The 25,761-nt window shown below is 65.2% G+C and carries 25 protein-coding genes and 2 riboswitches; of the genes, 15 read left to right on the top strand and 10 right to left on the bottom strand.

Annotated features, from left to right (window positions below):
• On the top strand, positions 1-168 hold a 168-nt coding region (locus tag GGQ99_RS23010), incomplete at its 5' end, for a formate--tetrahydrofolate ligase (protein WP_183264020.1).
• Positions 169-235: 67 nt separating this feature from the next.
• Here the strand turns inward: GGQ99_RS23010 and GGQ99_RS23015 are convergent.
• Positions 236-1,408, bottom strand: a complete 1,173-nt coding sequence (locus GGQ99_RS23015; protein ID WP_183264312.1) for an acyl-CoA dehydrogenase family protein — start codon at positions 1,406-1,408, stop codon at positions 236-238.
• A gap of 138 nt (positions 1,409-1,546) precedes the next feature.
• On the opposite strand from GGQ99_RS23015, the gene GGQ99_RS23020 reads away from it, so the two are divergent.
• Positions 1,547-2,239 carry a winged helix-turn-helix transcriptional regulator gene (locus GGQ99_RS23020; protein ID WP_108607259.1) on the top strand — a complete coding sequence of 231 codons (693 nt, stop codon included), beginning with the start codon at positions 1,547-1,549 and terminating at the stop codon, positions 2,237-2,239.
• On the opposite strand, the gene GGQ99_RS23025 is transcribed toward GGQ99_RS23020, so the two are convergent.
• From GGQ99_RS23025 to GGQ99_RS23035, 3 genes are all read right to left on the bottom strand, one after another.
• Entirely contained in the window at positions 2,236-2,712 is a 477-nt protein-coding gene (locus GGQ99_RS23025; protein ID WP_183264313.1) for a GFA family protein, read from the bottom strand. The two genes, GGQ99_RS23020 and GGQ99_RS23025, sit on opposite strands and share 4 nt — an antisense overlap.
• A 146-nt stretch (positions 2,713-2,858) precedes the next feature.
• Positions 2,859-3,332 (bottom strand): 6,7-dimethyl-8-ribityllumazine synthase, encoded by a 474-nt coding sequence (locus GGQ99_RS23030; RefSeq protein ID WP_183264314.1) that lies wholly within the window; start codon positions 3,330-3,332, stop codon positions 2,859-2,861.
• A 76-nt stretch (positions 3,333-3,408) separates the two neighbouring features.
• A riboswitch (FMN riboswitch) is annotated at positions 3,409-3,555 on the bottom strand.
• Between the two features lie 54 nt (positions 3,556-3,609).
• Positions 3,610-4,155 carry a sugar O-acetyltransferase gene (locus GGQ99_RS23035; RefSeq protein WP_183264315.1) on the bottom strand — a complete coding sequence of 182 codons (546 nt, stop codon included), beginning with the start codon at positions 4,153-4,155 and terminating at the stop codon, positions 3,610-3,612.
• A 176-nt stretch (positions 4,156-4,331) separates the two neighbouring features.
• Here GGQ99_RS23035 and GGQ99_RS23040 point away from each other — a divergent pair, with 176 nt between their 5' ends.
• Positions 4,332-4,793: a DUF4126 domain-containing protein gene (locus GGQ99_RS23040; protein WP_108607255.1), complete on the top strand. Its 462-nt coding sequence runs from the start codon at positions 4,332-4,334 to the stop codon at positions 4,791-4,793.
• A complete protein-coding gene (locus tag GGQ99_RS23045; protein WP_183264316.1) occupies positions 4,790-6,172 on the top strand; it encodes an FAD-containing oxidoreductase in 1,383 nt (460 codons plus the stop codon). Before GGQ99_RS23040 ends, GGQ99_RS23045 begins: the two co-directional genes overlap by 4 nt.
• A gap of 41 nt (positions 6,173-6,213) precedes the next feature.
• Here GGQ99_RS23045 and GGQ99_RS23050 read toward each other — a convergent pair whose 3' ends face one another.
• Both GGQ99_RS23050 and GGQ99_RS23055 read right to left on the bottom strand, forming a co-directional pair.
• Positions 6,214-6,981 carry an isocitrate lyase/PEP mutase family protein gene (locus GGQ99_RS23050; RefSeq protein ID WP_183264317.1) on the bottom strand — a complete coding sequence of 256 codons (768 nt, stop codon included), beginning with the start codon at positions 6,979-6,981 and terminating at the stop codon, positions 6,214-6,216.
• Positions 6,982-7,075: 94 nt separating this feature from the next.
• On the bottom strand, positions 7,076-7,531 hold the full coding sequence (locus tag GGQ99_RS23055; RefSeq protein WP_183264318.1) for a MarR family winged helix-turn-helix transcriptional regulator: 456 nt from the start codon (positions 7,529-7,531) through the stop codon (positions 7,076-7,078).
• Positions 7,532-7,767: 236 nt separating this feature from the next.
• Between GGQ99_RS23055 and GGQ99_RS23060 the strand changes: the two genes are divergently transcribed.
• A complete protein-coding gene (locus GGQ99_RS23060; protein ID WP_183264319.1) occupies positions 7,768-10,194 on the top strand; it encodes a membrane-bound PQQ-dependent dehydrogenase, glucose/quinate/shikimate family in 2,427 nt (808 codons plus the stop codon).
• A 46-nt stretch (positions 10,195-10,240) separates the two neighbouring features.
• Here GGQ99_RS23060 and GGQ99_RS23065 read toward each other — a convergent pair whose 3' ends face one another.
• A complete protein-coding gene (locus GGQ99_RS23065; RefSeq protein WP_183264320.1) occupies positions 10,241-11,146 on the bottom strand; it encodes a DMT family transporter in 906 nt (301 codons plus the stop codon).
• 96 nt (positions 11,147-11,242) lie between these two features.
• Here GGQ99_RS23065 and GGQ99_RS23070 point away from each other — a divergent pair, with 96 nt between their 5' ends.
• From GGQ99_RS23070 to GGQ99_RS23100, 7 genes are all read left to right on the top strand, one after another.
• Positions 11,243-12,100: a LysR substrate-binding domain-containing protein gene (locus GGQ99_RS23070; RefSeq protein WP_183264321.1), complete on the top strand. Its 858-nt coding sequence runs from the start codon at positions 11,243-11,245 to the stop codon at positions 12,098-12,100.
• 134 nt (positions 12,101-12,234) lie between these two features.
• Positions 12,235-13,401: an MFS transporter gene (locus tag GGQ99_RS23075; protein WP_183264322.1), complete on the top strand. Its 1,167-nt coding sequence runs from the start codon at positions 12,235-12,237 to the stop codon at positions 13,399-13,401.
• A gap of 32 nt (positions 13,402-13,433) precedes the next feature.
• A riboswitch (cobalamin riboswitch) is annotated at positions 13,434-13,642 on the top strand.
• Positions 13,643-13,750: 108 nt separating this feature from the next.
• Positions 13,751-14,566 carry an ABC transporter ATP-binding protein gene (locus GGQ99_RS23080; protein ID WP_183264323.1) on the top strand — a complete coding sequence of 272 codons (816 nt, stop codon included), beginning with the start codon at positions 13,751-13,753 and terminating at the stop codon, positions 14,564-14,566.
• Between the two features lie 20 nt (positions 14,567-14,586).
• Positions 14,587-15,531, top strand: coding sequence for an ABC transporter substrate-binding protein (locus tag GGQ99_RS23085; RefSeq protein ID WP_183264324.1), 945 nt, complete (start codon positions 14,587-14,589; stop codon positions 15,529-15,531).
• A gap of 53 nt (positions 15,532-15,584) precedes the next feature.
• A complete protein-coding gene (locus GGQ99_RS23090) occupies positions 15,585-16,592 on the top strand; it encodes a FecCD family ABC transporter permease (protein WP_183264325.1) in 1,008 nt (335 codons plus the stop codon).
• A gap of 242 nt (positions 16,593-16,834) precedes the next feature.
• Complete coding sequence (locus tag GGQ99_RS23095) at positions 16,835-19,024, top strand: anthranilate synthase (RefSeq protein WP_183264326.1); 2,190 nt, start codon at positions 16,835-16,837, stop codon at positions 19,022-19,024.
• A gap of 28 nt (positions 19,025-19,052) precedes the next feature.
• Positions 19,053-20,009: a cation diffusion facilitator family transporter gene (locus GGQ99_RS23100; protein ID WP_183264327.1), complete on the top strand. Its 957-nt coding sequence runs from the start codon at positions 19,053-19,055 to the stop codon at positions 20,007-20,009.
• Between the two features lie 112 nt (positions 20,010-20,121).
• On the opposite strand, the gene GGQ99_RS23105 is transcribed toward GGQ99_RS23100, so the two are convergent.
• Positions 20,122-20,889, bottom strand: a complete 768-nt coding sequence (locus GGQ99_RS23105; protein WP_183264328.1) for an outer membrane protein — start codon at positions 20,887-20,889, stop codon at positions 20,122-20,124.
• A gap of 246 nt (positions 20,890-21,135) precedes the next feature.
• Between GGQ99_RS23105 and GGQ99_RS23110 the strand changes: the two genes are divergently transcribed.
• Positions 21,136-21,435, top strand: coding sequence for a putative quinol monooxygenase (locus tag GGQ99_RS23110; protein WP_183264329.1), 300 nt, complete (start codon positions 21,136-21,138; stop codon positions 21,433-21,435).
• Positions 21,436-21,445: 10 nt separating this feature from the next.
• On the opposite strand, the gene GGQ99_RS23115 is transcribed toward GGQ99_RS23110, so the two are convergent.
• Entirely contained in the window at positions 21,446-22,651 is a 1,206-nt protein-coding gene (locus GGQ99_RS23115; protein ID WP_183264330.1) for a ZIP family metal transporter, read from the bottom strand.
• Complete coding sequence (locus tag GGQ99_RS23120) at positions 22,648-23,586, bottom strand: multicopper oxidase domain-containing protein (protein WP_425486855.1); 939 nt, start codon at positions 23,584-23,586, stop codon at positions 22,648-22,650. The genes GGQ99_RS23115 and GGQ99_RS23120 overlap by 4 nt, the downstream gene beginning before the upstream one ends.
• A 562-nt stretch (positions 23,587-24,148) precedes the next feature.
• Between GGQ99_RS23120 and GGQ99_RS23125 the strand changes: the two genes are divergently transcribed.
• Entirely contained in the window at positions 24,149-25,231 is a 1,083-nt protein-coding gene (locus tag GGQ99_RS23125) for an AbrB family transcriptional regulator (protein WP_183264331.1), read from the top strand.
• 114 nt (positions 25,232-25,345) lie between these two features.
• On the top strand, positions 25,346-25,654 hold the full coding sequence (locus GGQ99_RS23130; RefSeq protein WP_343061773.1) for a DUF6958 family protein: 309 nt from the start codon (positions 25,346-25,348) through the stop codon (positions 25,652-25,654).
• The last annotated feature ends 107 nt before the right edge of the window (positions 25,655-25,761 follow it).

Here is a 25,761-nt window from a genome sequence, read left to right on the forward strand (position 1 = left end):
GCGCCCACCGGCCATGTCGTGTCGGTGCGCGAGGTCAGGCTGTCGGCCGGTGCCGGCTTCATCGTCGCCATCTGCGGTGAGATCATGACCATGCCCGGCCTGCCCAAGGCGCCGTCGTCGGAAAAGATCTTCCTCAACGAGGCAGGTCAGATCGAAGGCCTGTTCTGAGATAAAACGGATTTCCCTAAAAGCTCGGCCGCCGCGACATCGCGGCGGCCGATTTCGTTTGCGCGGATCAGAAGATCCCGTTCACCGGCAATCCCAACGCCATCGCCCCGGCATACTGCGCCTGCGGGCCGGCCTGGAGCGGATGGAAGCGCGCGCCCTGCATGTCGCGGAAGCGGCGTTCGAGCCCGCGTTCGCGGTAGAAGGACGCCCCGCCCGCCAGTTCCATGGCAAGGTCGACGACTTCGAGGCCGTGGCGCGCGACCAGCGCGCGTCCGATCATCACGTCATTGACGCTTTCGGCCGAGGGTGCATTACGTTCGACCGTCTCGATCATCGAGCGGTGGGCCATCTGGGCGGCGCGCAGGGCCGTGTCCATGCGGCCGGCAAGATTGAGCACGCCCTCGCCTCCCGGCTTCTTCCGCGCGATCTCGACGGCGATGTCGCGCGCACTTTCGGCGACGCCGAGATAGACCGCGTAGATCAGCGGGAAGGCAACGGTGGCGATGATCTGGAACACCGGATGCCATTGCCGCGGCGTGCGCGAGAAGCCGACCGCCGCATCGGGGATGAACAGTCCGTCGATGACGACGTCGTTCGAGCCGGTGCCGCGCATGCCGAGCGTGCGCCAGTTGTCCATGACGCTGACCTCGGGCGCCCGCATCGGCGCGCCGAAATGGATGACCTTTTCGGTGCCGTCCTCTTCGCAGAGGATCGCGCCGGTCATCAGGATGTCGCCAGCGACGGCACCCGAGGTGAACGCCTTTCGCGCGGTGATGCGATAGCCGCCATCGACCTTCTCGGCCTTACCCGAGCCGCCGATCCAGTCGGACCCGCCACTGGAAAGGAGAATGATCTTCTCGGCCGCGATACGCTTGAGCAGGGGCTCGACCGCCGCCACCTTCTGGTGACGCCAGCGCCAGGCGGGGATCGCCACCTGATGTGTGTGCATGGCAAAGGCAAGCGCGGTCGAACCGCAGGAATGGGCGAGGATGCGCAGCATGTCGCAAAGTTCGGACACCTCGGCGCCGCCGCCGCCCAGTTCGAGCGGCACGCCCGCTTGAACCAGTCCGGCTTCTTTCAAAAGCACGTAATTCTCGGCGACGAACCGATCGCTCTCGTCGAACTTGGGAGCACGTTCCGCAAGGATCGGAGCCAGTTCATGGGCCGCGCCCACGACATCGGTGGCAACCGGAATGGTCCCACCTGCACTTGCCGTCGCGATGTTTTCAAGACTTCTCATCAAGTCGTCTCCTGGTTGACCGGCAGGTCGGGGCGGAGAATTGCGCCAAAGCCATCGCCGGTCCAGTTCAGGAACTGTACCGGTGCGCCGGGACGGCTTTTGCGCTATGATCGCCAATTCCTCAGGGAGCGATGCGAGATGAGCGATCGCGGCGGCTACGGCCAGTTCTGCCCGGTTTCGATGGCATCCGAGGTGCTGTGCACGCGCTGGACGGCGCTGGTGGTGCGCGAAATGCTGATGGGATCGAGCCGATTCAACGACTTGCGGCGCGGCGTGCCGAGAATGTCACCAGCCCTTTTGTCCAAGCGCCTGAAGGAACTCGAACGCGCAGGCGTGGTCCAGACCGGGCGCGGATCGGCTGGGACGGTCGAATACCGGCTGACCGATGCCGGCGAAGACCTGCGCCCGATCATCCTCGGCCTCGGCGAATGGGGCCACCGCTGGGTGGAAAGCCAGCTAACCCTCAGGAATCTCGACCCTTCTCTTCTGATGTGGGACATGCGGCGCAACCTCAATCCCAAGCCGCTGCCGCCGCAGCGCTGCACGATTCACTTTCTGTACCCCGAAGTGGCGAAATCCCAGCAGAATTGGTGGCTGGTGGTCGATGGCGGCGCGGTCGACCTGTGCAATTCGGATCCTGGCTTCGACATCGATCTCGAGGTCAAGGGATCGCTGCGCAGCATGACGTCGGTTTGGATGGGGCTGAGCGCGCTCAGGCAGGAGCTCGATTCAGGTCGCCTCGAGGTCGACGGCGACGACAGGATCGCCCGCGCCATGCAGGCATGGCTCGGCCTCAGCAGCTTCGCGCCGATGGCGCGGAACGTACCTTAGCTCGAGGCCTTCCCCGCTTCCGCCCAGGCCCGGTATTCCCGCATCAGCGGCTCGAGTTCCTCCATCGTGGGGAACTCCGCAAAGCTCCTGGCAGCACCGGTTTCGGCGAAGGCCAGCCTGGTTTTGGTGAAGGTTTCCATGAACGGGCGGAACCACGCCGTCTCCTCCAGCATGGTCGGCCGCACGTTGACGAACCACTCCACACCCGCGACTCGGGTGAACATCCACGTCTTGCAGTGATCGCAGAACTGGTGATGCAGGTCCTGGCCATGCCGCCCGCCGATGACGGTCTCGCCTTTGGTGACCGCAAAGCCGTCGGCCGGCACCATCGCCGTCAGCGAATAGGCCGAGGACGACATCTTCTGACAGCCCGGGCAATGGCATGCGGCGGTGCAGATCGGTGCTTTCGACACCTCGATCTCGACCCGGCCGCAGCGGCAGGTGCCCTTGAGCGGAAGCGGAATGGACGACATGGCGGACTCCCGTCTGAAGTTCCGCGATCATGCAACCCCGCCGCATCGCCGTATAGGGGGCCAGAGCCGGGTTTCAGCGTGGCGTGTGACAACCGGACGGTCCACCCGGCCCTCCCCTGGGGGAGAGCCGGGTGCGTCCGATGGTGTCAGGCCGCGACCAGTTCGCGTGCCTTGAGCAGTTCGACGCAGGCATGGGCCGCTTCGGCACCCTTGACCTTGAAGTGGTCAAAGAAGAAGCGGTGATGCTCGGCGCTGTCATGATAATTGTGCGGGGTCAGCACAGCCGACAGAACCGGCACGCCGGTCTGGAGCTGCACGTTCATCATGCCGTCGAGCACCGCCTGCGCGACGAATTCATGGCGATAGATGCCGCCATTGACGACAAAGGCAGCGCCGAGGATCGCCTGATAGCGGCCGGTTTCGGCGAGCGTCTTGGCAAACAGCGGGATTTCATAGGCGCCGGGCACGTCGAAGACGTCGACGGCGATGCGGCCGCCGCCCAGCTTCTCGATGTCGGCAACGAAGGCATTGACGCATTCGTCGACGATGTCGGCATGCCAGCGTGCGCGGATCACGGCAACGCGGCGGGTATCGAAGTCTTTCGGGGATTGCTGATTCATGGGTCCATCCTTCCGTTTCGAACCAGAATCAGGACGCACGAGACGGAATCCCGGCAGCATGCGCCACCGCTTTCCCGTTCGTTCTCTTCCATCCGGACTATGACCGTCGGCTCCGGAATCACACCGGATCTGCTGACCTTCCCGTTGCCGGAAAGCGCTCGCGGGCTTGAGTTCGAAAACCCTTACCGCCGGTGGGGACTTTCACCCCGCCCTGAGAACATTAACACCTCCGATATGGCGGCACGGGCCGGCGCTGTCAATCGCAGGAATAATAGTTTCAGCGAACTGGCCGCGCCGGATTGCCGACAACGGTAGCACCTGCCGGCACGTTCTTTGTCACCACCGAGCCGGCGCCGACGATCGCGTTGTCGCCGATCTCGATGCCGCCGAGGATGATGGCGCCGCCGCCGATCCAGACATTTTTGCCGATTGCGACCGGCCGGGCGATCTCCAGCCCGGCGCGGCGATGGACCGGGTCCTTGTGGTGCTCGGGGCAATAGACCTGCACATTGGGCCCGAACATCGTGCCGCCGCCGATGCGCACGGGCGCAGTGTCGAGGATAGTGCAGCCCGCGTTGAGGAACACGCCTTCGCCGAGATGGATGTTGAAGCCATAGGCGCAATGGAACGGCGCCTCGATACGCGCGCCCGCGCCCGCCATACCCAGGAGCGCCTTCAGCTTGGGCGCGATGTCCCCGCGCAATGAAGGTGCAAGCGTATTGTGCTCGAAGATGGCGTTGGCGGCGACGAGGCGCAGCGCGTCGAGTTCGGCATCGACACAATTGTACCACGCGCCGGCGGCCATCTTCTTGCGTTCGCTCATGGCACGATCTCCTCTTCGGTACGAAGCAAAATCACAGAAGGACGAGGCTGCAAAAGCTGCCATCTCTGGCCAAACGGACAGGCTGTGCTAGCCTGACGATCTGGCGGCGAGCCGGCAACTGGCGAACTGCACGACAAGAGCATTTTCGGACCAGTCACATCCACGGGGGACACCGGATGATCTACCTGCTCGCGCTTCTCATCGGAATTGTTACCGGCCTCAGGGCCATGACCGCACCGGCGGCAATTGCCTGGGGCGCCTGGCTCGGCTGGCTGCCCTTGGCCGGCACCTGGGCCAGCTTCATGGGCCACTGGATCACGGTGGCGATCTTCACCGTGCTGGCGCTTGTCGAATTCGTCACCGACCAGTTGCCGTCGACCCCGAGCCGCAAGGTGCCGCAGCAGTTCGGCGCCCGCATCGTCATGGGCGCCCTGGCCGGTGCTGCGATCGGCACCGCCGGCGGCATAATGGTCGGCGGATTGGCCGCCGGCATCATCGGCGCGATCTTGGGCACGCTCGGCGGCGCGGAAGTGCGCGGCAGGCTCGCTGCCGCCTTCGGCAAGGACCTGCCGGCGGCACTGATCGAGGACGCAGTGGCGATCCTCGGCGCCCTTCTGATCGTGAGCGCCGTCGCATGACGGACGCCCGGAAATTCGACGCCGTCATCATCGGCTGCGGCCAGGCCGGCCCGCCTCTTGCCGGGCGCCTAACGGCGGCAGGCCAGACGGTGGCGCTGATCGAACGCAAGTTGGTCGGCGGCACCTGCGTCAACACCGGCTGCAAGCCGACCAAGACCATGGTGGCCAGCGCCTATGCCGCCCATCTCGCCCGCACCGGCGCCGATTACGGCGTTTCGACCGGCGATATCTCGGTCGACATGAAGGTCGTGAAGGCGCGCAAGGACAAGGTGACGGTCGATTCCCGGACCAGCCTGGAAGACTGGATCGGCGGCATGAAGGGCTGTACGCTGTTTCGCGGCCACGCCAGCTTCGAAGGACCGCACAAGGTGCGCGTCGGCGACGAGTTGCTGCATGGCGAACGCATCTTCATCAATGTCGGCGGCCGCGCCAACATCCCCGATATGCCGGGGCTTAGCGACATCACCTATTTGACCAACACGTCGATGATGGAAGTCGACTTCCTGCCGGAGCATCTGGTCGTGGTCGGCGGCAGCTATATCGGGCTCGAATTCGCCCAGATGTTCCGCCGTTTCGGCGCAAAGGTGACGGTGGTCGAAAAGGGGCCCCGGCTGATCTCGCGCGAGGACGAAGACGTCTCCGAGGCGGTCAAGGGCATCCTCGAACACGAGGGCATCAAGCTGAGGCTCAATGCAGAGTGCATCAGCTTCGCGCGGCATCCCGACGGCGTGCAGGTCGGCGTCGACTGCACCAGCGGCGACCGTGCGGTGACGGGCTCGCATGTACTGCTTGCCATTGGGCGAAAACCCAACACCGACGACCTTGGCCTCGACAGAGCGGGCGTCGCCACCGACAAGCGCGGTTATGTCGAAGTCGACGACCAGCTCCGGACCAATGTCCCGCATATCTGGGCTTTGGGCGACTGCAACGGCAAGGGCGCCTTCACCCACACCTCCTACAACGACTTCGAGATCGTCGCCGCCAATCTGCTCGACAAGGACGGGCGCAAGGTCAGCGACCGCATCGAGGCCTACGCGCTCTACATCGACCCGCCGCTCGGCCGGGCCGGCATGACCGAGACTGCGGCGCGCAAGTCGGGCCGCAAGGTGCTGGTCGGCCAGCGACCTATGACGCGGGTCGGCCGCGCCGTCGAAAAGGGCGAGACGCAGGGCTTCATGAAGATCCTCGTCGACGCCGACAGCAGGGGCATCCTCGGCGCCTCGGTGCTGGGCACCGGCGGCGACGAGGCGATCCATGCCGTGCTCGACCTGATGTACGCCAGGGCACCAATCGAGACACTGCAGCGCGCGGTCCACATTCATCCGACGGTTTCGGAGTTGTTGCCGACGATCGCCATCGAACTGAAGCCGCTGGCATAGGATCGACCCATCCCAAGGTCGGGATGGCCCCGGCCTGTTGACTATTCGAAAGCCGCCCTCGCCTTTGCCTCAAGCCATTCGGCCATCTGGCGATACGGCACCGGACCGTAGCTGATGCGGGCGACGCCGAGCTCGGCGAGCTTGGCCTTCGGCGGTACATGCGCGAGCGCGATGATGTTGACCGGCAACTCGGCCTCGCGGCAGAGCCGGCCGATCAGCTTCTCGTCACCGAGACCCGGTGCAAAGAAACCGTGCGCGCCGGCCTTGGCGTAGGCGCGGGCACGCTCGACGGCCTCGTCGACGTGCTTTTCGCCGTGGGTGTCCGGCTTGTTCTTGAGGAAGACGTCGGTGCGGGCGTTGAGGAAGGCCGGCACGCCCGAAGCCTTGATCGCACCGGCTGCCGCAGCCACGCGCTCGGCCTGCAACGCTGTGTCGTGCAGCCCCTCGCCGCCGACGACCTGGTCCTCGAAATTGAAGCCGATGGCACCGGCCTCGATGGCGCGCGAAACCGTCTTGGCCACCTGCTCCGGCACGACGCCGTAGCCGCCCTCGAGGTCCATGGTCACTGGCAAGTCGACGGCCGCGACGATGCGCCTGATATTGTCGAGGGCGACGTCGAGCGGAATCTTCTCGCCGTCGGCGAAACCGAAGGCGGCGGCCACGGGCCAACTGCCGGTGGCAATCGCCTTGGCGCCGGCCTTGGCGACAATGGCCGCAGTGCCGGGGTCCCAGGCATTGTAGAGCACCACGGGATTGCCCTTCACATGCAGGGCGTGGAAGGCATTTGCCTTGTCGATCTGGCTTGTCATGGAATCTTCCTCGCGGGTTCGGGAGGTTTGCAGCCTAGCAGCGCGGCCCGGCTTCGCCATGGCGCAGAACGCGATATCAAGGTGGCCAGCACCCTCAGCCAGCGTCCGGGCCAGCGCTCAGCAGCCGCCCCTCGAGCCGCTTCAGCAAGCTGACGGCGGTCCTGAGACCCACGTCGCCTTCGCCGGCGAGCAGATCGGTACGCAGACGCTCGAGAATGCGCTCGATCTCGACGACGCGGGCACGGCCGGCATCGGTCAGGGACAGGATCTTGGCGCGCCGGTCACCGGGGTCGCCGACCCTGACGACCAGGCCGTCAGCCGCCAGGATATCGACGATACGCACCAGCGACGGGCCCTCGAAGCCGAGATGGTCGGCAATCACGCCCTGACGGACATTGTCGCCGAGGCGAGACAACATCACGAGCGGCATGGCGGTGGCATGCGACAGCCCGCAATCGTCGAGTGCGCGGTCGGCGGCGTGCCGCCACAACCGGGCAACCGATACCAAATACTTGCCGAAACTGGCGCGATCGGTGGCCCCATTGGACATTGCCGAAAGATAACATACTATCTATTAGGATGCGATCAGATTCTCGCACGACGCATCGTGCCTGGCGAAGACCAAAACCGGTTTTCGCCTCGACGATGCGCAGGCCGCCACGGGCGGCACCGGTTCCATGCGGACGCAGGGCGAGGAAGCGCCCGCACAGCGCCGGCATGACGATCGCAGCCGTCGTCGCCCACAAGGGCGGTGGCGATATGTTCAATCTTCACAGGTAACTACAAATGGCAGAACAACGGACAAGCGGAGGCAGCGGCGGCTGGCTCCTGGTTCTCTTCGGCCTGCTCATGGTCATCATCGGCGCGCCGCTCGTTTATGGCGGCGTCCAGCTGATTGGCCTGGGCGGCTCCTGGTATTACGCACTCGCCGGCCTCGGCGTCATCGCCTCCGGCATTCTCTATGCGCTGCGCCGCAAGCAGGGACTGTGGCTCTACGCCATCGTGTTCCTGGCGACCGTCGCCTGGGCGATCTGGGAAGCCGGCCTCGAATTCTGGCCGCTCGTGCCACGCCTCGTGGCGCCCGCCGTCATCGCCATCCCGGCGCTGCTCCTGGCTCCGCTGTTTCCGTCAAGCAATGGCAAGCGCGCTCCCTTCGCGCTCGCCGGCCTGCTTGTCACGGCGCTGGCCGCAACGGCCTTCTATGCCTTCACGCCGCACGGGGTGACGCGCAACGAATTTGCCAAGGACCCAGCGCCTGCCGTTCCCCCGGCCGCTGCAAGCGCCGGTGACTGGCGCTATTACGGCCGCACGCCGGCCGGCACGCGCTATGCCCCGGTCGACCAGATCAACCGCGACAACGTCAACCAGCTCGAAGTCGCCTGGACCTTCCGCCATGGCGACACCCCGCAGGGTTCGGCGCAGGACCAGAGCACGCCGCTCTTCGTCGGCGACACGCTCTACACCTGCTCGCCCAACAACATCGTCCACGCGCTGAACCCGGACACGGGCGAAGTGAAGTGGAAATACGATCCCAAGGCCAAGTCGCCGCTTTGGCAGCGCTGCCGTGGCGTCAGCTACTACGAGCCGGCACTGGCTCCGGTCCAGGCGGAAGCCCCGGCGCCCACCGATCCGCTGGCCCCGACCAGCGTTATCGCGCCTGTGGCACCCGCCGCCCCGGTATCGAACGCCTGTGCCGCCCGCATCGTGATGACCACCATCGACGCCCGCCTGATCCAGCTCGACGCCAAGACCGGCGAACTGTGCCAGGACTTCGGCAATGGCGGCATCGTCGATCTCAAGCAGGGTATGGGCGAGATCAAGGACGGCTTCTACTTCCAGACCTCGGCGCCCACCGTCATGCGCGACCTGATCATGGTCGGCGGCTGGGTCTGGGACAATGTCGAGACCGGCGAGCCTTCGGGCGCCGTCCGTGCCTTCTCGGCCCGCACCGGCGAACTGGTCTGGGCCTGGGACCTCGGCAACCCCGCCATCACCAAGCTGCCGCCGGAAGGCGAGAGCTACACGCGCGGCACGCCGAACGTCTGGTCGACGCCGGCCTATGACGAAGCCCTCGGCCTCGTCTACCTGCCGACCGGCAACGCCACCCCGGACTTCTGGGGCGCCCACCGCAGCAAGGCAGCCGAGGAATATTCGGCCGCGGTCGTCGCCCTCGACATGGACACCGGCAAGGAGCGCTGGAAGTTCCAGACCGTGCACCACGACATCTGGGACTATGACGTACCCGCCCAGCCGGCACTCTATGACGTGCCCGACGGCAAGGGCGGCAAGACCCCTGCCCTGATCCAGCTGACCAAGCGCGGCCAGATCTTCATGCTCGACCGCCGCGACGGCAAGCCGATAGCCGAAGTCGAGGAACGTGCCGTGCCGCAGGGCGCGATGGAAGGCGACTGGACCGCACCGACCCAACCCTATTCGGTCGGCATGCCTTCGATCGGCACCGAGCCGTTCACCGAGGCGCGCATGTGGGGCGCGACGCCCTACGACCAGCTTTATTGCCGCATCGAGTTCAAGAAGCTGCGCTATGACGGCGAGTTCACGCCGCCGAGGACCGACCGCAGCCTGATCTACCCGGGCTACTATGGCGGCATGAACTGGGGCAGTGCGGCGATCGACGAGGCCCGTGGCCTCTTGATCGTCAACGACATCCGCATGCCGCAGTTCGTGCAGCTCATCGCCCGCGAGGAGGCCGACAATTATGGTGGTTCGGCAGCGCATGACGGCCTGTCTCAGCAAAAGGGCACGCCCTACGGCGCGTTGAAGAACGGCTTCATGTCGCCGCTCGGCGTTCCCTGCCACCAGCCGCCCTACGGCACGATCAGCGCGGTCGACCTCGAGTCGCGCACGCTGGTCTGGCAGGTTCCGGCCGGCACGCTCGAGGACACCGGCCCCCTCGGCATGAAGACCGGGATGCAGATTCCGATCGGCATGCCGACGCTCGGTGGCCCCGTTGCCACCTCGGGCGGCCTCGTCTTCTACGCCGGCACGCAGGACTACTACCTGCGCGCGATCGATGTGGAGACCGGCGAGGAATTGTGGAAGGGCCGCCTGCCTGTCGGCGCCCAGGCCACGCCGATGACCTACGTGTCGCCTGAAACGGGTGCGCAATATGTCGTCATCTCGGCCGGCGGCGCCCGCCAGTCGCCCGATCGCGGCGACTATGTGGTCGCCTACAAGCTGCCCAAGACGAACTGAGTTCTGACGGCATCGACACCGGAAGGGGCGCCCAGGCGCCCCTTCTTCATTTCTGGCCGACGAAGGCTGTGGAGGCACGCCTGATCGGCAGGCGCCAGCCAAGCTTGACGCCGAGCGTCGCAACCGCAATGAGCGCCATGCCAACGCCTTGCGCCAAGCCGATAGGATGATCGTAGATCGCCCAGTCGATGATGATGGCGACGACCGGATAGATGAAGGTGAGCACGCCGATGACCGGCGTCGTCAGCCTGGGATAAGACGAAAACATCATCACATAGGCAATGCCGGTGTGCAGCACCCCGATGCCGGCCAGCCAGCCCCATGAGGCGGGCGCGATGTCACTGGCGAAATTGGCGAAGGGCGCGAGCATGACCACGCCGACCGCCGTCTGGCACAACACCGTGACCTCCGGCCGCTGCTCGCCCAGGCCCTTGGCCAGGATCGTCACCACCGCGTAGAGGAAGGCGCCGCCGAGCGCCATGGCGATGCCGATCATCCAGGTCGTCGTGACCGGATTGTCCGAGACGACGAGGCCGCTGGCCAGCACGACGCCGAAGAAGGCAGCCGCCATCCAGGCGACCTGGTCGGCGGTGATGCGCTCCTTGAGAAACAGCACCCCGATCAGCACCACGAAGAACGGCTGGATGTGATAGACGATGGTCATCACCGCAATCGAGGTCTTGGCGAAGCCCGCGAAGAACGCCGTCCAGCTCAACACCATGCAAACGCCGCAAAGCGCAGCGCGTCCGAGGCGGCCCCAAGACAGCGAGCGGTCGGGAAGATAGCCGCGCACGAGGCACCAGATGCCGAGGAACAGCGAGCCGAACAGGCAGCGCCAGAACACTGTCGTGACCGGGTCGACGCCGGCCTCCGTGACGAAGGCGCCGACGGTGCCGGCAATCGCCATGGCGACGGCGAGGTAGAGGGCGGGAAAGCGGGAAGCGTTGGTCATGCTGGTCTTCCTTGGCGATGATCAAGCAAGCCCGCATTGACGATTTCATTCAAACGAATAGATTTGGCAAACCCTATTCGAAATACTGATACCGCCATGGCCTTGCCGCTCGACCTCGACCTGCTCAGGACGTTTGTCGCCGTTGCCGACAGCGGCAGCTTTTCCCATGCCGCCTCACGGGTAGGGCGCAGCCAGTCGGCGATCAGCATGCAGATGCAGCGGCTGGAACAGACTGTCGGCAAGCAGCTTCTGGTCCGCGGCCCGCGTGCGGTCCTGCCCAACGCTATCGGCGAGGAGCTTCTGGTCTATGCCCGCCGGCTGCTGAAACTGTCCGACGAAGCCTGGGCCAGCGTCACCCGTCCCGAGGAGGCCGGCAGCGTGCGGCTCGGCGTGCCCGACGACTACGCCGCCTTCCTGCTGCCGCCGGTCCTGTCGCGCTTTGCTGCCGCCCACCCGCTGGTCAACGTGGAACTGATCTGCGAGCAGTCGACCTCCCTGATAAAAACCTTCGCCGACGGCAAGCTCGACCTCGCCATCATCACCCGCGGTCCCGAGCAGGCGATCGAGGTGCTGCAGCGCGAGCGCCTCGTCTGGGTCGCCTCGCCCAACCATGTCGCCTGGGAGATCGATCCCCTGCCCGTCGCCCTGTTCGAGCCGGGCTGCGTCGCGCGCAAGAGCGTGCTGCAGGTGCTGGGTGCGGCCGACCGATCGTTCCGCTGCACCTACTCCAGCGCCAGCCTGCTCGGGCTCATCGCCGTGGTCCAGGCGGGATTGGCCGTCGCCGGCCTCGCCCAGCGCAGCGTGCCGCCCAGCCTGCGGGTCATCGGCGAAGCCGAGGGCCTGCCGCCCCTGCCCGAGATGGAGATAGGCATCCTGCGCAATCCTCAGGCGGGCAATTCGGCCGTCGAGCGGCTCTACGACTTCCTCCGCCGCGACCTGACGCAGCAGTCCTGATGTAAGCCGGCTTGCTGCCAGCGAATGGCTGCCATGCACAGCACGCATTGCTGCAATGCACCAACATCGCTTGTGCCGCGAGCGACTTGAGGAAACTGTAGACCTAAATCGTTTCAGCCTCCCCCGAGTCCATCATGCCCTTGCCGATCCTCGCCCTGGCCGTTGCATCCTTTTGCATCGGCACCACCGAATTCGTGATCATGGGCCTGTTGCCCGAGGTCGCAGCCGACCTCGGCGTGTCGATCCCGGCCGCCGGCCTGCTGGTCACCGGCTACGCGCTCGGCGTGGTCATCGGCGCTCCGATCATTGCCGTCGGCACGGCAAAACTGCCGCGCAAGCCGGTGTTGATCGGGCTTGCGATGATGTTCGTACTCGGCAACCTGCTCTGCGCCATCGCCCCGACCTACTGGACGCTGATGATCGCCCGCGTCATCACCGCCTTCGGCCACGGCGCCTTCTTCGGCATCGGCTCGGTGGTGGCGGCAAGCCTGGTGCCGGCCAACAAGCGCGCCAGCGCCATTGCCCTGATGTTTGCCGGCCTGACGCTCGCCAACATCCTCGGCGTGCCCGGCGGCACGGCACTGGGCGAGGCCTTCGGCTGGCGCATGACCTTCTTCGCCGTCGTCGCCATCGGCCTGATCTCGGTCGCCGCCATCGCCTTCTTGGTGCCGGCGGGCGTCGCCCCTCCCGGCAAGGGTGGCGTGGCCAGCGAGGTCAAGGTGCTCGGCAAACTGCAGGTGTGGCTCGCCATGATCATCTCGGCGCTCGCCTCGGGCAGCCTGTTTGCCGTCTTCACCTACATCAAGCCGATCCTGACCGACGTCACCGGCGTGTCGGTTGCATCTGTCACCTGGATCCTGCTCCTCTTCGGCGGCGGCATGACCATCGGCAACATCATCGGCGGCAAGCTGGCCGACTGGAAGCTGATGCCGACGGCCATCGGCGCGCTGGTGGTGATGGCCGCGATCCACGTCGCCTTGGCCCAGCTCGGCTATTCGGCGCCCGCCGCGATCCTGCTTATCTTCCTCTGGGGAGTGATGACCTTCGTCATAGTGCCGCCGATGCAGATGCGGGTCGTCGAAACCGCCTCGGAAGCGCCGAACCTTGCAGCGACGCTCAACCAGGGCGCCTTCAACGCCGGCAATGCCGCCGGCGCCTGGGCCGGCGGTACCGCGATCTCGATGGGCGTCAGCTATGCCGACCTGCCTCTTGTCGGCGCGGCGATCGCGCTCTCCGCCTTCGGCGTCGCACTGTTTTCCTTCGCGCTCGACCGGCGTGACGCAATTCAGCAGGCGGCATGACGCTTTAGCGATTGTCAGCACTTCGCAGCTGCTGTAGCCACCTCATTGATGGTTCCTGCTGCCTGACTCGGGCAGCGGATTAAATGGGAACACGGTGAGACGTCCCTGACGCGAAACCGTGGCTGCCCCCGCAACTGTGAGCGGATAGCAAATCGGAAAATGCCACTGGCCAAACGGCCGGGAAGGCTCCGAGGAGTGATCACCCGCAAGCCAGGAGACCTGCCATCATCCGATTAACTCAACCGGCCGGGGTGTGCCGCGGAGATGATGATGGTTGCGACTGCCTTTTTCCGTACCGGCGCGCTCACCGGATCGTTCTGCCACCTCCGCCTGACTGCGGAGACAGGGCATGCTCGATCGCGTCCACGCCGCTAGCCGCCTCGTAGGCACCACCCCGGCACTGCTCGAACTCGACGGCGTCAGTTGGGGGCCTCGCGCTTCCCGGCCTATTCTCGAACCAGTGAGCCTTGCCGTCGCGCCTGGCGAAATGCTCGCCATCGTCGGCCCCAATGGCGCCGGCAAATCGAGCCTGCTGCGCTGCCTCTACCGCTACCACAGACCGATCTCGGGAACGGTCCGGCTCGACGGCACCGACATCTGGACGATGAAGCCGCGTGACTGCGCCCGCCGCATCGCCACCGTGCTGCAGGAAAGCGCCTCCGACTTCGGGCTGACCGTGGCAGAGATCGTCGAGCTGGGGCTGACCCCGCACGCAACCGGCATTCGCACCGGCGATCAGGACTACGACCAGGTCGAGGCAGCGCTTGCATTGCTCGGCCTGACCGCGCTCGCCGCGCGCGACTTCAACTCGCTGTCCGGCGGCGAGAAGCAGCGCGTGATGATTGCCCGCGCGCTGATGCAGCGGCCCGATCTGCTGATCCTCGACGAGCCGACCAACCATCTCGACATCCGCCACCAGCTTGAAGTTCTGGAGCTGCTCGGCAATCTCGGTTGCACCGTCATCGTCTCCCTGCACGATCTGGCGCTGGCCTCCGCCCATGCCGACCGCGTGCTGGTGATGGACGCAGGCCGCGCGGTCGCTTGCGGCAGGCCGGCAGACATCCTGACGCCCGAACGCATCCGCTTGAGCTTTTCCGTCGGTGCGATCCTCGACGACCATCCCATCACCGGTCGCCCGCGCTTTTCCTTCCACCTCGAACGCTGACAACAACTCAAGGAGCCCCAATGCGCCTGCCCATCATCGCCGCCGCCCTGCTCGCCACCTGTGCTTCCGCCGCTGCCAGCGGCTTCCCCGCCACCGTCAAGAGCTGCAACCGCGACGTGACTTTCGAGGCCGCGCCCAAAAGGGCTGTCTCCCACGACGTCAACCTGACCGAGATGATGCTGGTGCTCGGTTTGGCTGACCGCATGGCCGGCTATTCCGGCATTTCCGGCTGGAAGACGCTGGACGAGAACCTGCGCAAGGGCGTCGGCGAACTGCCGGAGCTCGCGCCGAAATACGTCACCAAGGAAGTGCTGCTGGGTGCCGATGCCGACCTGTTCTTCGCCGGCTGGAACTACGGCATGAAGGTCGGCGGAGACGTCACCCCCGACACGCTCACCCCCTTCAACATCCCGGTCTACGAGCTGACCGAGAGCTGCATCCACATCATGAAGAAGGACAAGTCGTCGCTTCAGGACATGTATGCCGACCTGCTCAATCTCGGCGCGATCTTCGGCGTACGCGAGAAGGCGGAAGCGCTGGTGGCAGGCTACGAGAAGGAGCTCACCGATTTCCAGGCGTCGCTGCCCAAGCTGGACAGGCCGGTCAGCGTGTTCCTCTATGATTCCGGCGAGCAGAAACCCTTCACCGCCGGCCGCTACGCCATGCCGACAGCGATCATCGAGGCCGCCGGCGGCAAGAACATCTCCGACGACGTCGAGTCGAGCTGGGTCGAGATCGGCTGGGAGCCGGTCATCGACCGCAACCCCGACATGGTGGTGATCGTCAACTATGGCGAGGTCACCGCCGAGCAGAAGATCGAGTTCATGCGCTCCAACCCGGCCTTCAAGGACATAACCGCGGTCAAGAACAACCGCTTCTTCGTACTCGAATACATCGAGGCGACGCCAGGTCCGCGCAACATCGCCGCCATCAAGCGGCTGGCCGCCGCCTTGCGGGCCGACTGACCGTGTCGCACCGCCACCTCGTCGCGGGGCCAAGGCACGCCCTGATCCATGCCATGCCGGCCCTGATACCGGGGCTGGTCATCCTGCTCGTCGCCGCCATGGTCATCGCCGTCGGCGTCGGTCCGGTCGCGATCCCTCTTGAGACCGTGTGGGGCGTGATCGCCAACAAGCTGGTGCCGGGAAGCGTCGAGGTGGCCTGGTCCAGCGGCCGCGAGAATATCGTCTGGGACGTGCGCGCCCCACGCGTCATCCTGGGCGCGGCCGTCGGCGCCTCGCTGGCGCTGGTGGGTGCGGCGCTGCAATCAGTGACGCGCAATCCGCTCGCCGATCCGCATCTGCTCGGCGTCTCGTCCGGCGCTGCTTTCGGGGCGATCATGGCGCTTATCCACGCCGGCATGATCTTCGGCGCCATCACGGTGCCGGTGTTCGCCTTTGCCGGAGCGCTGGCGGCGACAGCGCTGGTGCTAGCGATCGCCAATTTGGCACGGGTGCAGTCGGCCGGCCAGCTGATCCTCGCCGGTGTGGCGGTGAGCTTCATCATCAGCGCCGCCGGCAATTTGTTGATCTTCATCGGCGATCCCAAGGCCGCCCATGTCGCGATCTTCTGGATGCTCGGCGGGCTCGGCCTGGCGCAGTGGAGCCACCTGCCCTACCCGCTTGCAGCCCTCCTTGTGGGCGGCGTCTGGCTGATGACGCAGACGCGCAACCTGAACGCCATGACGCTCGGCGACGAGAGCGCCACCGCGCTCGGCATCCCGGCCCGGCGATTTCGGCTCAATGTGTTTGTCGTCTGCGCGCTGTTGACCGGATGTGCCGTCGCCTATTCCGGCGCCATCGCATTCGTCGGCCTGATGATCCCGCATATCGTGCGCTTCTTCGTCGGCGGCGACTATCGCCGCGCGCTGCCGCTGTCGGCGCTGGTGGGAGCCATCTTCCTGATCGCTGCCGACATGGCCGCCCGCACGGTGATGCCGCCGCAGGACATGCCGCTCGGCATCGTCACCGGACTGATCGGAGGCGTGGCATTCGTGGTGCTGATGCGGCGCCGGACGACAAATTGAGCGTCAGTTGGTAATGCAATGCAAGACGACGCAAATCCAGTTGCACCCCCGGTTTTTCCTAGCTATGGATTTGCCATGAACACGACTTCGCTCCAGAATATTTGGTGGCGGGCCAGCTGACAGCGGCCTCTTGAAGCGCGTGCGCGTGAAAATTGTGATGGCCGCAACGGGATTTCCGGGCGGCCATTTGCTTTTTTCGAACCAGGCTCCGGACGCTCCCACGGCAACAGATGGAGACGGGAATGACGTTGGAACTGCTTGATAACGGTGCCGAGCGCTACGTGACCGGAGGTGGTGTTTCCATCACCAGGCAGCGCCATGAGACCGCCTATGCCGGGGCGATCGAGACCTATCTCGACGGGCTGAACAGCCGGCGCGGCGCGGTCTTCTCCTCCAACTACGAATATCCCGGCCGCTACACGCGTTGGGACACCGCGATCATCGACCCGCCGATCGTGATCTCGGCACGCGGCCGCGCCATGAAGATCGAGGCGCTCAATGCACGTGGCGAGGTGCTGCTGCCGGTCATCCACGCGGCACTGGCGCCGCTCGAGGAACTGACCATCGGCGAGACGACCAAGCGCCTGATCGCGCTTCAGGTGGCAACGCCCGGGCGTGTCTTCACCGAAGAGGAGCGTTCGCGCGTGCCTTCGGTGTTCACCGTGCTGCGTGCCATCACCGCACTGTTCAAATCGGACGAGGACAGCAATCTCGGCCTCTATGGCGCCTTCGGCTACGACCTGGCCTTCCAGTTCGACCCGGTCGAGCACAAGTTGGAGCGCAAGGAGAGCCAGCGCGACCTGGTGCTGTTCCTGCCCGACGAGATCCTGGTCGTCGACCACTATTCGGCCAAGGCCTGGCACGACCGCTACGACTATTCCGGCAAGGGTTTTTCGACCGAAGGCATCGCCCGCGACAGCGCTGCCGAGCCCTTCAAGGCTTCCGACCGCATCCCCCCACGCGGCGACCACGAGCCGGGCGAATATGCCCAGCTGGTGCGCCGGGCGATGGACAGCTTCAAGCGCGGCGACCTGTTCGAGGTCGTGCCCGGCCAGATGTTCTATGAGCGCTGCGAGACCGCACCGTCCGAAATCTCGCGCCGGCTGAAGACGATCAACCCCTCGCCCTACTCGTTCTTCATCAATCTCGGCGAGGGCGAATACCTGATCGGGGCGTCGCCGGAGATGTTCGTGCGCGTCAACGGCCGCCGCGTCGAGACCTGCCCGATCTCGGGCACCATCAAGCGCGGCGACGACGCCATCTCCGACAGCGAGCAGATCCTCAAGCTGCTGAACTCGAAGAAGGACGAATCCGAGCTGACGATGTGCTCGGACGTCGACCGCAACGACAAGAGCCGCGTCTGCGAACCGGGCTCGGTGCGCGTCATCGGCCGTCGCCAGATCGAGATGTATTCGCGGCTGATCCACACCGTCGACCACATCGAGGGCCGCCTGCGCGAGGGCATGGACGCCTTCGATGCGTTCCTCAGCCATGCCTGGGCGGTGACCGTCACCGGCGCGCCCAAATTGTGGGCGATGCGGTTCATCGAGCAGAACGAAAAGAGCCCGCGCGCCTGGTATGGCGGGGCGATCGGCATGGTTCATTTCAACGGCGACCTGAACACCGGCCTGACGCTGCGCACCATTCGTATCAAGGACGGCATCGCCGAGGTGCGCGCCGGCGCCACCCTGCTCTACGATTCCGTTCCCGAAGAAGAAGAAGCCGAAACCGAACTGAAGGCCTCAGCCATGCTTTCCGCCATCCGCGACGCCAAGACCGGCAACTCCGCAGGCACCGAGCGCACCACCGCGCGCGTCGGCGAAGGGGTCAAGATCCTGCTCGTCGACCACGAGGACTCCTTTGTCCACACGCTGGCCAACTACTTCCGCCAGACCGGCGCCGACGTCTCGACCGTGCGCTCGCCGGTGCCCGAGGAAATCTTCGACCGCATCAAGCCGGATCTCGTGGTGCTTTCGCCCGGACCGGGCACGCCCAAGGATTTCGACACGGCGGCGACGATCAAGAAGGCACGCGACCGCGACCTGCCGATCTTCGGCGTCTGCCTGGGCCTGCAGGCGCTGGCCGAAGCCTATGGCGGCGAATTGCGCCAGCTGGCGGTGCCGATGCACGGCAAGCCGTCGCGCATCCGCGTCTCCAAGCCGGGCATCATCTTCTCCGGCCTGCCAAAGGAAGTGACCGTCGGCCGCTACCATTCGATCTTCGCCGACCCGGTGCGCCTGCCCAGCGATTTCGTGGTCACCGCCGAGACCGAGGACGGTGTCATCATGGCGTTCGAGCACAAGAAGGAGCCGATCGCCGCCGTTCAGTTCCATCCCGAATCGATCATGACCCTCGGCCACGATGCCGGCATGCGCATGATCGAGAACGTCGTCGCGCACATGCCGCGCAAGGCCAAGGACAAGGCGGCCTGAGCGGCCGCCGGGACTACAAGCAGAGATCATGAGCGAAACCGAAACACAGAGCTTGTCGGCCACCCGCGGTGGACAGCCATCGTCCAAGCGGCGTGTCGCCAGACTCGCCTTCTGGTCGATCATCATCGGCGCGGGCGTCATGGGCCTGAAATTCGTCGCCTGGTGGCTGACGGGTTCTGTGGCGCTGTATTCGGACGCGCTCGAATCGATCGTCAACGTCGTCGCCGCCATGGCCGCCTTCTGGGCGATCAAGATCAGCCACAAGCCGGCGGACATGGGCCACCAGCACGGCCACCACAAGGCGGAATATTTCTCGGCCGTGCTCGAAGGCGTGCTGATCGTCGTTGCCGCCTTCCTGATCCTGTTCGAGGTCTGGCGCAGCTGGGGCGTGCCGATGGACGTCGAGCAGCCCTGGTTCGGCCTCGGCATCAACGGCGTCGCAGCAGTGATCAACGCCATCTGGGCAGGCGCGCTGATCCGCGTCGGCCGGGCCGAACGCTCGCCCGCCATGGTTGCCGACGGCCATCACATCATGACCGACGTGGTGACCTCCGCCGGCGTGCTGATCGGCCTCGTCGCTGCCGTTGTCACCGGCTGGAAGATCCTCGATCCGGCACTGGCCGTGATCGTGGCGCTCAACATCCTGTGGCAGGGCTGGCACGTCATCAGCTCGTCGATGGACGGGCTGATGGATCGCGCCGTCGAACTCGACGAGCACATGCGCATCCGCGACATCATCTCGGCCAATTCCAAGGGCGCGATCGAGGTCCACGACCTCAAGACCCGCATCGCAGGCCGCGCCACTTTCATCGAGTTCCATCTTGTCGTCGACGCCGACATGACCGTCGGCGAAAGCCACGTCATCTGCGACCGCATCGAGGATGCGCTGCGGGCCGACATCCCGTCGGTGCGGGTCATCATCCATGTCGAGCCTGACGACGAGGCCAAGCTGCCCAGGGGCACCGTGGCGGTGCCGTTCGCGTGATCTTGAGCTGATGTAGCCCGGCCTGGCATGGGACAACGCGAAATCAAAGAAGAACGCGCACCGGCTCGAGGAAACGCCCCGCTCGAACCGATGCGCCCGGCCCCCCGCCGGATTAGTTGAACTGCCAGCTCACCCGCGCCATGATCGCGTGAAATGCCGTGTCGACATTGTGGGTCGAGCCGCGGGTGTCGATTTCGCCCGTTTCGGAATCTCTGGCAAAGCTTGAAACAGTGAACGACCCAAGGTCGACATAGTTGTAATCGAGCCCGAGGATGATGTTGTTCGTCCAGGCGTAGTTGACGCCTGCGCCGATGGTCCAGCCTGGCCGGGAAAACGTCTTCGTAACATCGAACCTGCCCACGTCGCTGTAAGCATCGATGCGGCTGCGCACCTGGCCATAGGCCAGGCCGCCCTTTGCGAAGACCAGCCATCTGTCGGAGGCATAGCCGACCCGCGGCGTCAGCATCCCAAGCCAGTCGAGCCGCGTCGATATGGTGTCCTGCCGAGTGTCATTCCAATTGAACGGACTGTGGATGCCGGACCTGCCGACATTTGCGAGGGAAAGCGACCCCTCGAGGCCGAGCACGAGATTTTCGTGCTGCTGGTTGTAGCCGGCATGGACACCGAGCAATCCGCCGCCCATCCGATGTGAGAAAGTGTCTCCAGCTTCCCAGTTGAAGTAGTTTTCCGAGGGAAAATTGATTCCCTCGTCGTTGGCGAATGTGTAGTCGGCATCACCCCAGCCAACCCCTGCATGGCCACCGGCGTAGAAGCCAGTCCAGTCGAACGGGGCCGCCGGCTGGGCAACCCGCGGGTCGGCGGCAGACGCAATTGCGACGCTGCCAACCAGGATCGTCGCCGCCAAGACCAGTTTATGCATCTTGCGCACTGCACTTCCCCCTGGACGCCGCGGCGGCGTCCTGTCCCCGAATCCAATCGGCCAATCCCTAGTGCCGGGCTGACCGATGCGTCTCGCGCAGCGAGCGGAAGACTCCGGAATTGAGCGGAAATCGGGGCAAGGCATCTGTCAGCAGCCTTTCAACCCAGCCACTTGCGACACTGGACATGAAGCTCCTGCACGCGCTCAATCGCCTGCGGCGGAGATTTGGATGCGAGGATATCGGGTATGTTCGGATTGATAGGCAAGATGCGCGCGCAAGCCGGCAAGCGGGACGCATTGCTGGCAATACTGCTTGGTAGCACCGGCAACATGCCCGGCTGTCTGAGCTACGTCGTCGCCAAGGATCCGGCCGATCCCGACGCCATCTGGATCACCGAAGTGTGGGACGACAGGGAAAGCCACAAGGCATCCTTGCAGTTGCCCGAAGTGCAGGCGGCGATCAAGCAGGCGATGCCGCTGATTGCCGGTTTCGACAGCAGCACCGAGATCGAGCCGGTCGGCGGCTTTGGGCTTCCGGGTTCCTGAACCCACCCAATCAGATCTTCACCAGCATGGCGGTGAGGTACATGAGGCCGGCACCTGCGGCGAGGCCGGTCATGGCGGCAGGGCTGAACAGGCCGCCAACGTCAACGCCGTCGCGGCGGCGCAGCAGTGCCGTCACCTCGACGATGACCTGCAGGATGGCCCCGGCGCCGATGGCGAGCGCCAGTGCCGACCATTGCGGCGCAAAGGCGAGGCTGCCGATCCACAGGCCAAGCACCGCCGGCCCGCCGGCGAGCAGCGTCAGCCAAACGAAGGTCCACAACGTCACCCTCTGGCGCAGGATGGGTGCGGCGATGCCGATCCCTTCGGTGACATTGTGCAGCGCAAAGCCGATCACCAGGAAAGTACCTAGCCCGGCAGCACCGGCGGCGAAGGCGGCACCTATGGCGAGCCCCTCGCCGAAATTGTGCAGCCCGATGCCGATGGCGATGTAGGTGGCGAGCGCAAGACCCTTCGGCGCGCCGTTGCGCCGGCCGATCCCCATCAGGATCAGGAAGCTGGCCGTTGCGGCCAGCACCACCATCACCTGCCCCTGGAAAATCGCGGCGGATTCTCCTGCCAACTCGAGGGCTTCGCTCAACGCATCGACCATCAGGAAAGCGAGCAGGCCGACGGTGAGCGCAAGGAGGAAACTCATGCCGGAGCGACCGACGCCGCGCAGCGCCGGATAGAACATCAGTCCGACCGCAACCGGCACGATTCCAACGAAGATGCCGAGGATCGCCTGCGTCAGCAGGCTCGAGCTGTCGGGGACCGGTGTCGCCACGGCAACGGGAATTTCGTGAGCGAAGGTGGCACCCGTGCTGGTCACCAGATTGACCGCGTGCGCTTCGCCAAGCACCCACGGGAAAGGCACGTGGATCCAGGCGGACGACCCTCGCGCCAAAGGCCCGGGGGGATCTTGCGTGAATTGCCAATAGGCATCGTCGACCTGGACCTGGGCGATGGTCATCGGTTCGGACCCGCCGGCACGGACCAGGACGCTGATGCCGTCGCCGGCAAGGATGACGCGTTCGAAGGCAATGTCTTCAACCGGCGGCGCACCGCTGTTGAACCTCGCCATCGGGTTGGTCGCAATCAGAACCGCGATGGCAGCGGCAAAGGCCAGCAGCGGCAGGACGACCCACCACAGCGCCCGGCGCGGCGAAGGCGTGCCCGGCAATTCGGCTTCGGTTTCGACGATCGGAGCGTCCCTCATGCGACTTCCTCCACGACGTCGAACATGCCGACCCAGCCAAGCTCGGTGAATTCCGACTGATGCGGATGGAACATATAGAGGCCTGGCTCGTGATCGGCGAAGCTGAACTCGACGATGCCGCGCTGGGCCTGGCATTGGGTGATCAGGTCGACGGTCTTCAATGTCGGCGTTAGCGTCGTTCCCTGGTCGAAATAGTCGAAGAAGTTGGCGTGCAGGTGAAACGAGTTGATCGGATCGAACTCGACGACGTTGATCAGGTAGATCCGCACCGGCCTGTTCTTCACGATCCTGATCGGCGAATTCATGTAGGTGTGCGCCACCGTGTTGACGGCATAGAACTCGTTCTCGCCGTCGAAATTGGTGTCGAAGGCGTTCATCACCATGACGAACTCCTGCCACTGCCTGTTCTCGGGCATGCCGTAGAGCCGCGAACGGGCGACTTCAGCCTGCTCGGGATGGCGGGCGGGATCGGGATCGATGACGAAGGCGCCGTACATGCCCTTGTGGATGTGCCGTTTCAGCGGCAACGCGTGGCAGTGGTAGAGGTGGCAGCCGAAGGGCTTGGCGTCGAACTCGTAGACGAACTCCTCGCCGGGATTGATCAGGCCGGCCCCAGGCACGCCGTCCATGCGCGCCGCATGAATGCCATGGAAATGCATCGAATGCGGGTGCGAGCCGTAGTTCTTGAAAACGATGCGTAAGCGCTCGCCTTCGGTCGCTCGCAGCGCCGGACCGGGAACGCGTCCGTTGTAGGTCCAGGCCGGGAACATGACCCCCGGGGCGATCTCGATCTCCTTGTCCTCGGCAGCGACCTCGAAGGTCCGGAGCGTGCGACCGTCGGGCAGGACCGACTTCGTTCCAACATCCCAGTCGGTAAGCATCTTGGCCGGGTCGAAGCCGTTGCGGACACTGTCGACCTCGCCGACCGTGACCATCGCGCCATGGGCGCCGCTGTGCCCGGATATTGGACCGGCCTTATAGGCGCTGTCGGCAGCAGCCGCGCCAGCAGCATCATGCCCGCCGTGCGCCGCCTGGCCCACGGCCGAACTGACGCTGACAGCGGTCGCGCCAGCCGTGCAAATGCCGCCGGCCAACAGCAACCTGCGGCTCAGCCGTTCCCGCAACCAACCTGGTGTTTCCACCTTACCCTCTTTTGCAAATGCGAATGATTTGCATCATGCACTCGCAGTCGCCAGTGCACAAGTTGAATCTGAGCGGCAGCGCCATGGCTCAAACCAGTGCCGTGCAAAGACAATCCAGCACGGGCGGAGAGACGCCCTCGCAAGCTACAGAGGAGAGGAGTTGCCTGTATTGCGCACATCGCTGGTTTCAGAGCCGCAGCCGACCGCGACAAACACCTGTTCCGATTCATCAATTCGGCGTCCACAGGTCGCGAACCGCAATTGCCTTTGTTGCCGCCAAACGCATGGCGCTCACGAAGATAATTACCCTTGGACAGGGCTGACACCGTCGGCCGAATAGGTCTAAGACGGCCGCATGAAGCCAGACCCGCAGCCTGCCGCCCCGCTGTCCGAAACGAAGCCCTGGCTGCAATGGCTGCTGCTGCTAGCTTGCTCGGCCCTGGTTGGCGGCGTGCTGGAAATGGTCCACCTGCCTGCCGCGCTGCTGGTCGGCCCGATGCTGGTGGCGATCGCACTCGGCAGCAGCGGCGCCACGGTCCGCGTGCCCAAGCCACTCTTCGTCGCAGCACAGGCGCTGTTGGGTTGCCTCGTCGCCAACTCGATCTCGCCCGGCATCTTCACCACATTCGCCGCCGAATGGCCGCTGTTTTTGGGCGCGGCGATTGCCACGGTTGCCGCCAGCAGCTTCCTTGGCTGGTTCATCTCGCGGCTCAAGGTGCTGCCGGGCACGACGGCGGTTTGGGGTTCGGCGCCGGGAGCGGCAACAGCGATGGTTCTGATGGCAGACGCCTTCGGCGCCGACGCCCGGCTTGTCGCCTTCATGCAATATCTGCGCGTCATCATGGTCTCGCTTGCCGCCGCGGTCGTCGCCCGGCTCTGGGTCGACACGTCGGGCGTCGAAACGCCGCCGATCGAGTGGTTCCCCGCGTTCCAATGGCCCGCCTTCGGCGCGATGATCGGGGTCGCCGTGGCCGGCAGTGCGCTTGGCGTTCTGCTGCGCATCCCCTCGCCCTACTTCGTCGGCAGCATGATCGTCGGTGCGACCCTGCATCTCGGCCTGGGCGTGCCGCAGCAACTGCCGGAGTGGCTGCTTGCCATCGGCTATACGCTGATCGGCTGGTCGATCGGCCTCAACTTCACCCGGCCCATCCTGCGCCACGCCGCGCGTGCCTTGCCTCAGGTGGTCGGCTCGATCGCGGCCTTGATGGCCTTCTGCGGCGCCCTGGCCTGGGGGCTGCACCAAATCCTCGGCGTCGATCCGCTGACCGCCTATCTCGCCACCAGTCCCGGCGGCATGGATTCGATCGCCATCATCGCCGCGGCGGCCGACAATGTCGACCTGTCGTTCGTGCTGACACTGCAGATGCTGCGCTTCCTGATCGTGCTCATGTTCGGACCCGCCCTGGCAAAGCTGGTGGCCAAGTCGATCAAGGATTGAGACGCCACGCGCACCGGCCAGCGCTCCCATTTCGACAAGATCGATCGCCCCTGTAGCATCGGCCACCCGTCGCTCGTCCTTTGGTCACTGGCACTGAAACCAACGGAAGGGACAATGGCGATGGCGCGCACCGGACCAGCAAGAGTCGAACTGGAAAACGTCAATCACCCCGGCCAGGTCAATTCAGCCGATGCCGCCATGTATCATGCGATGAAGCAGGCGATCCTCGAGGTGCTGCCGGCAAGGTCGCCTGGGCTGACCGTGGCGCAGATGCAGGACGGCGTGCGCCGCCACCTGCCTGAAGACCTTTATCCCGGCGGCGCCAAGGCAGGCTGGTGGGCCAAGGCGGTGCAGCTCGACCTCGAGGCAAAAGGCATCATCGCCCGCGAGCGGGTGAGCCCCCTGCGCCTGCACAAGGCCTGACGCCCGACGGCATCACGCCGGAGTTGCCCGGCTGACATCCGCCCTGTCGCGGACGGTCGCCCTTGCGCGCGCCATGCGCCTCCTGTAAGAGAGCGGCCATGACTTCG

This window comes from Aminobacter niigataensis, from assembly GCF_014200015.1.
In the GTDB taxonomy this organism is placed as follows: domain Bacteria; phylum Pseudomonadota; class Alphaproteobacteria; order Rhizobiales; family Rhizobiaceae; genus Aminobacter; species Aminobacter niigataensis.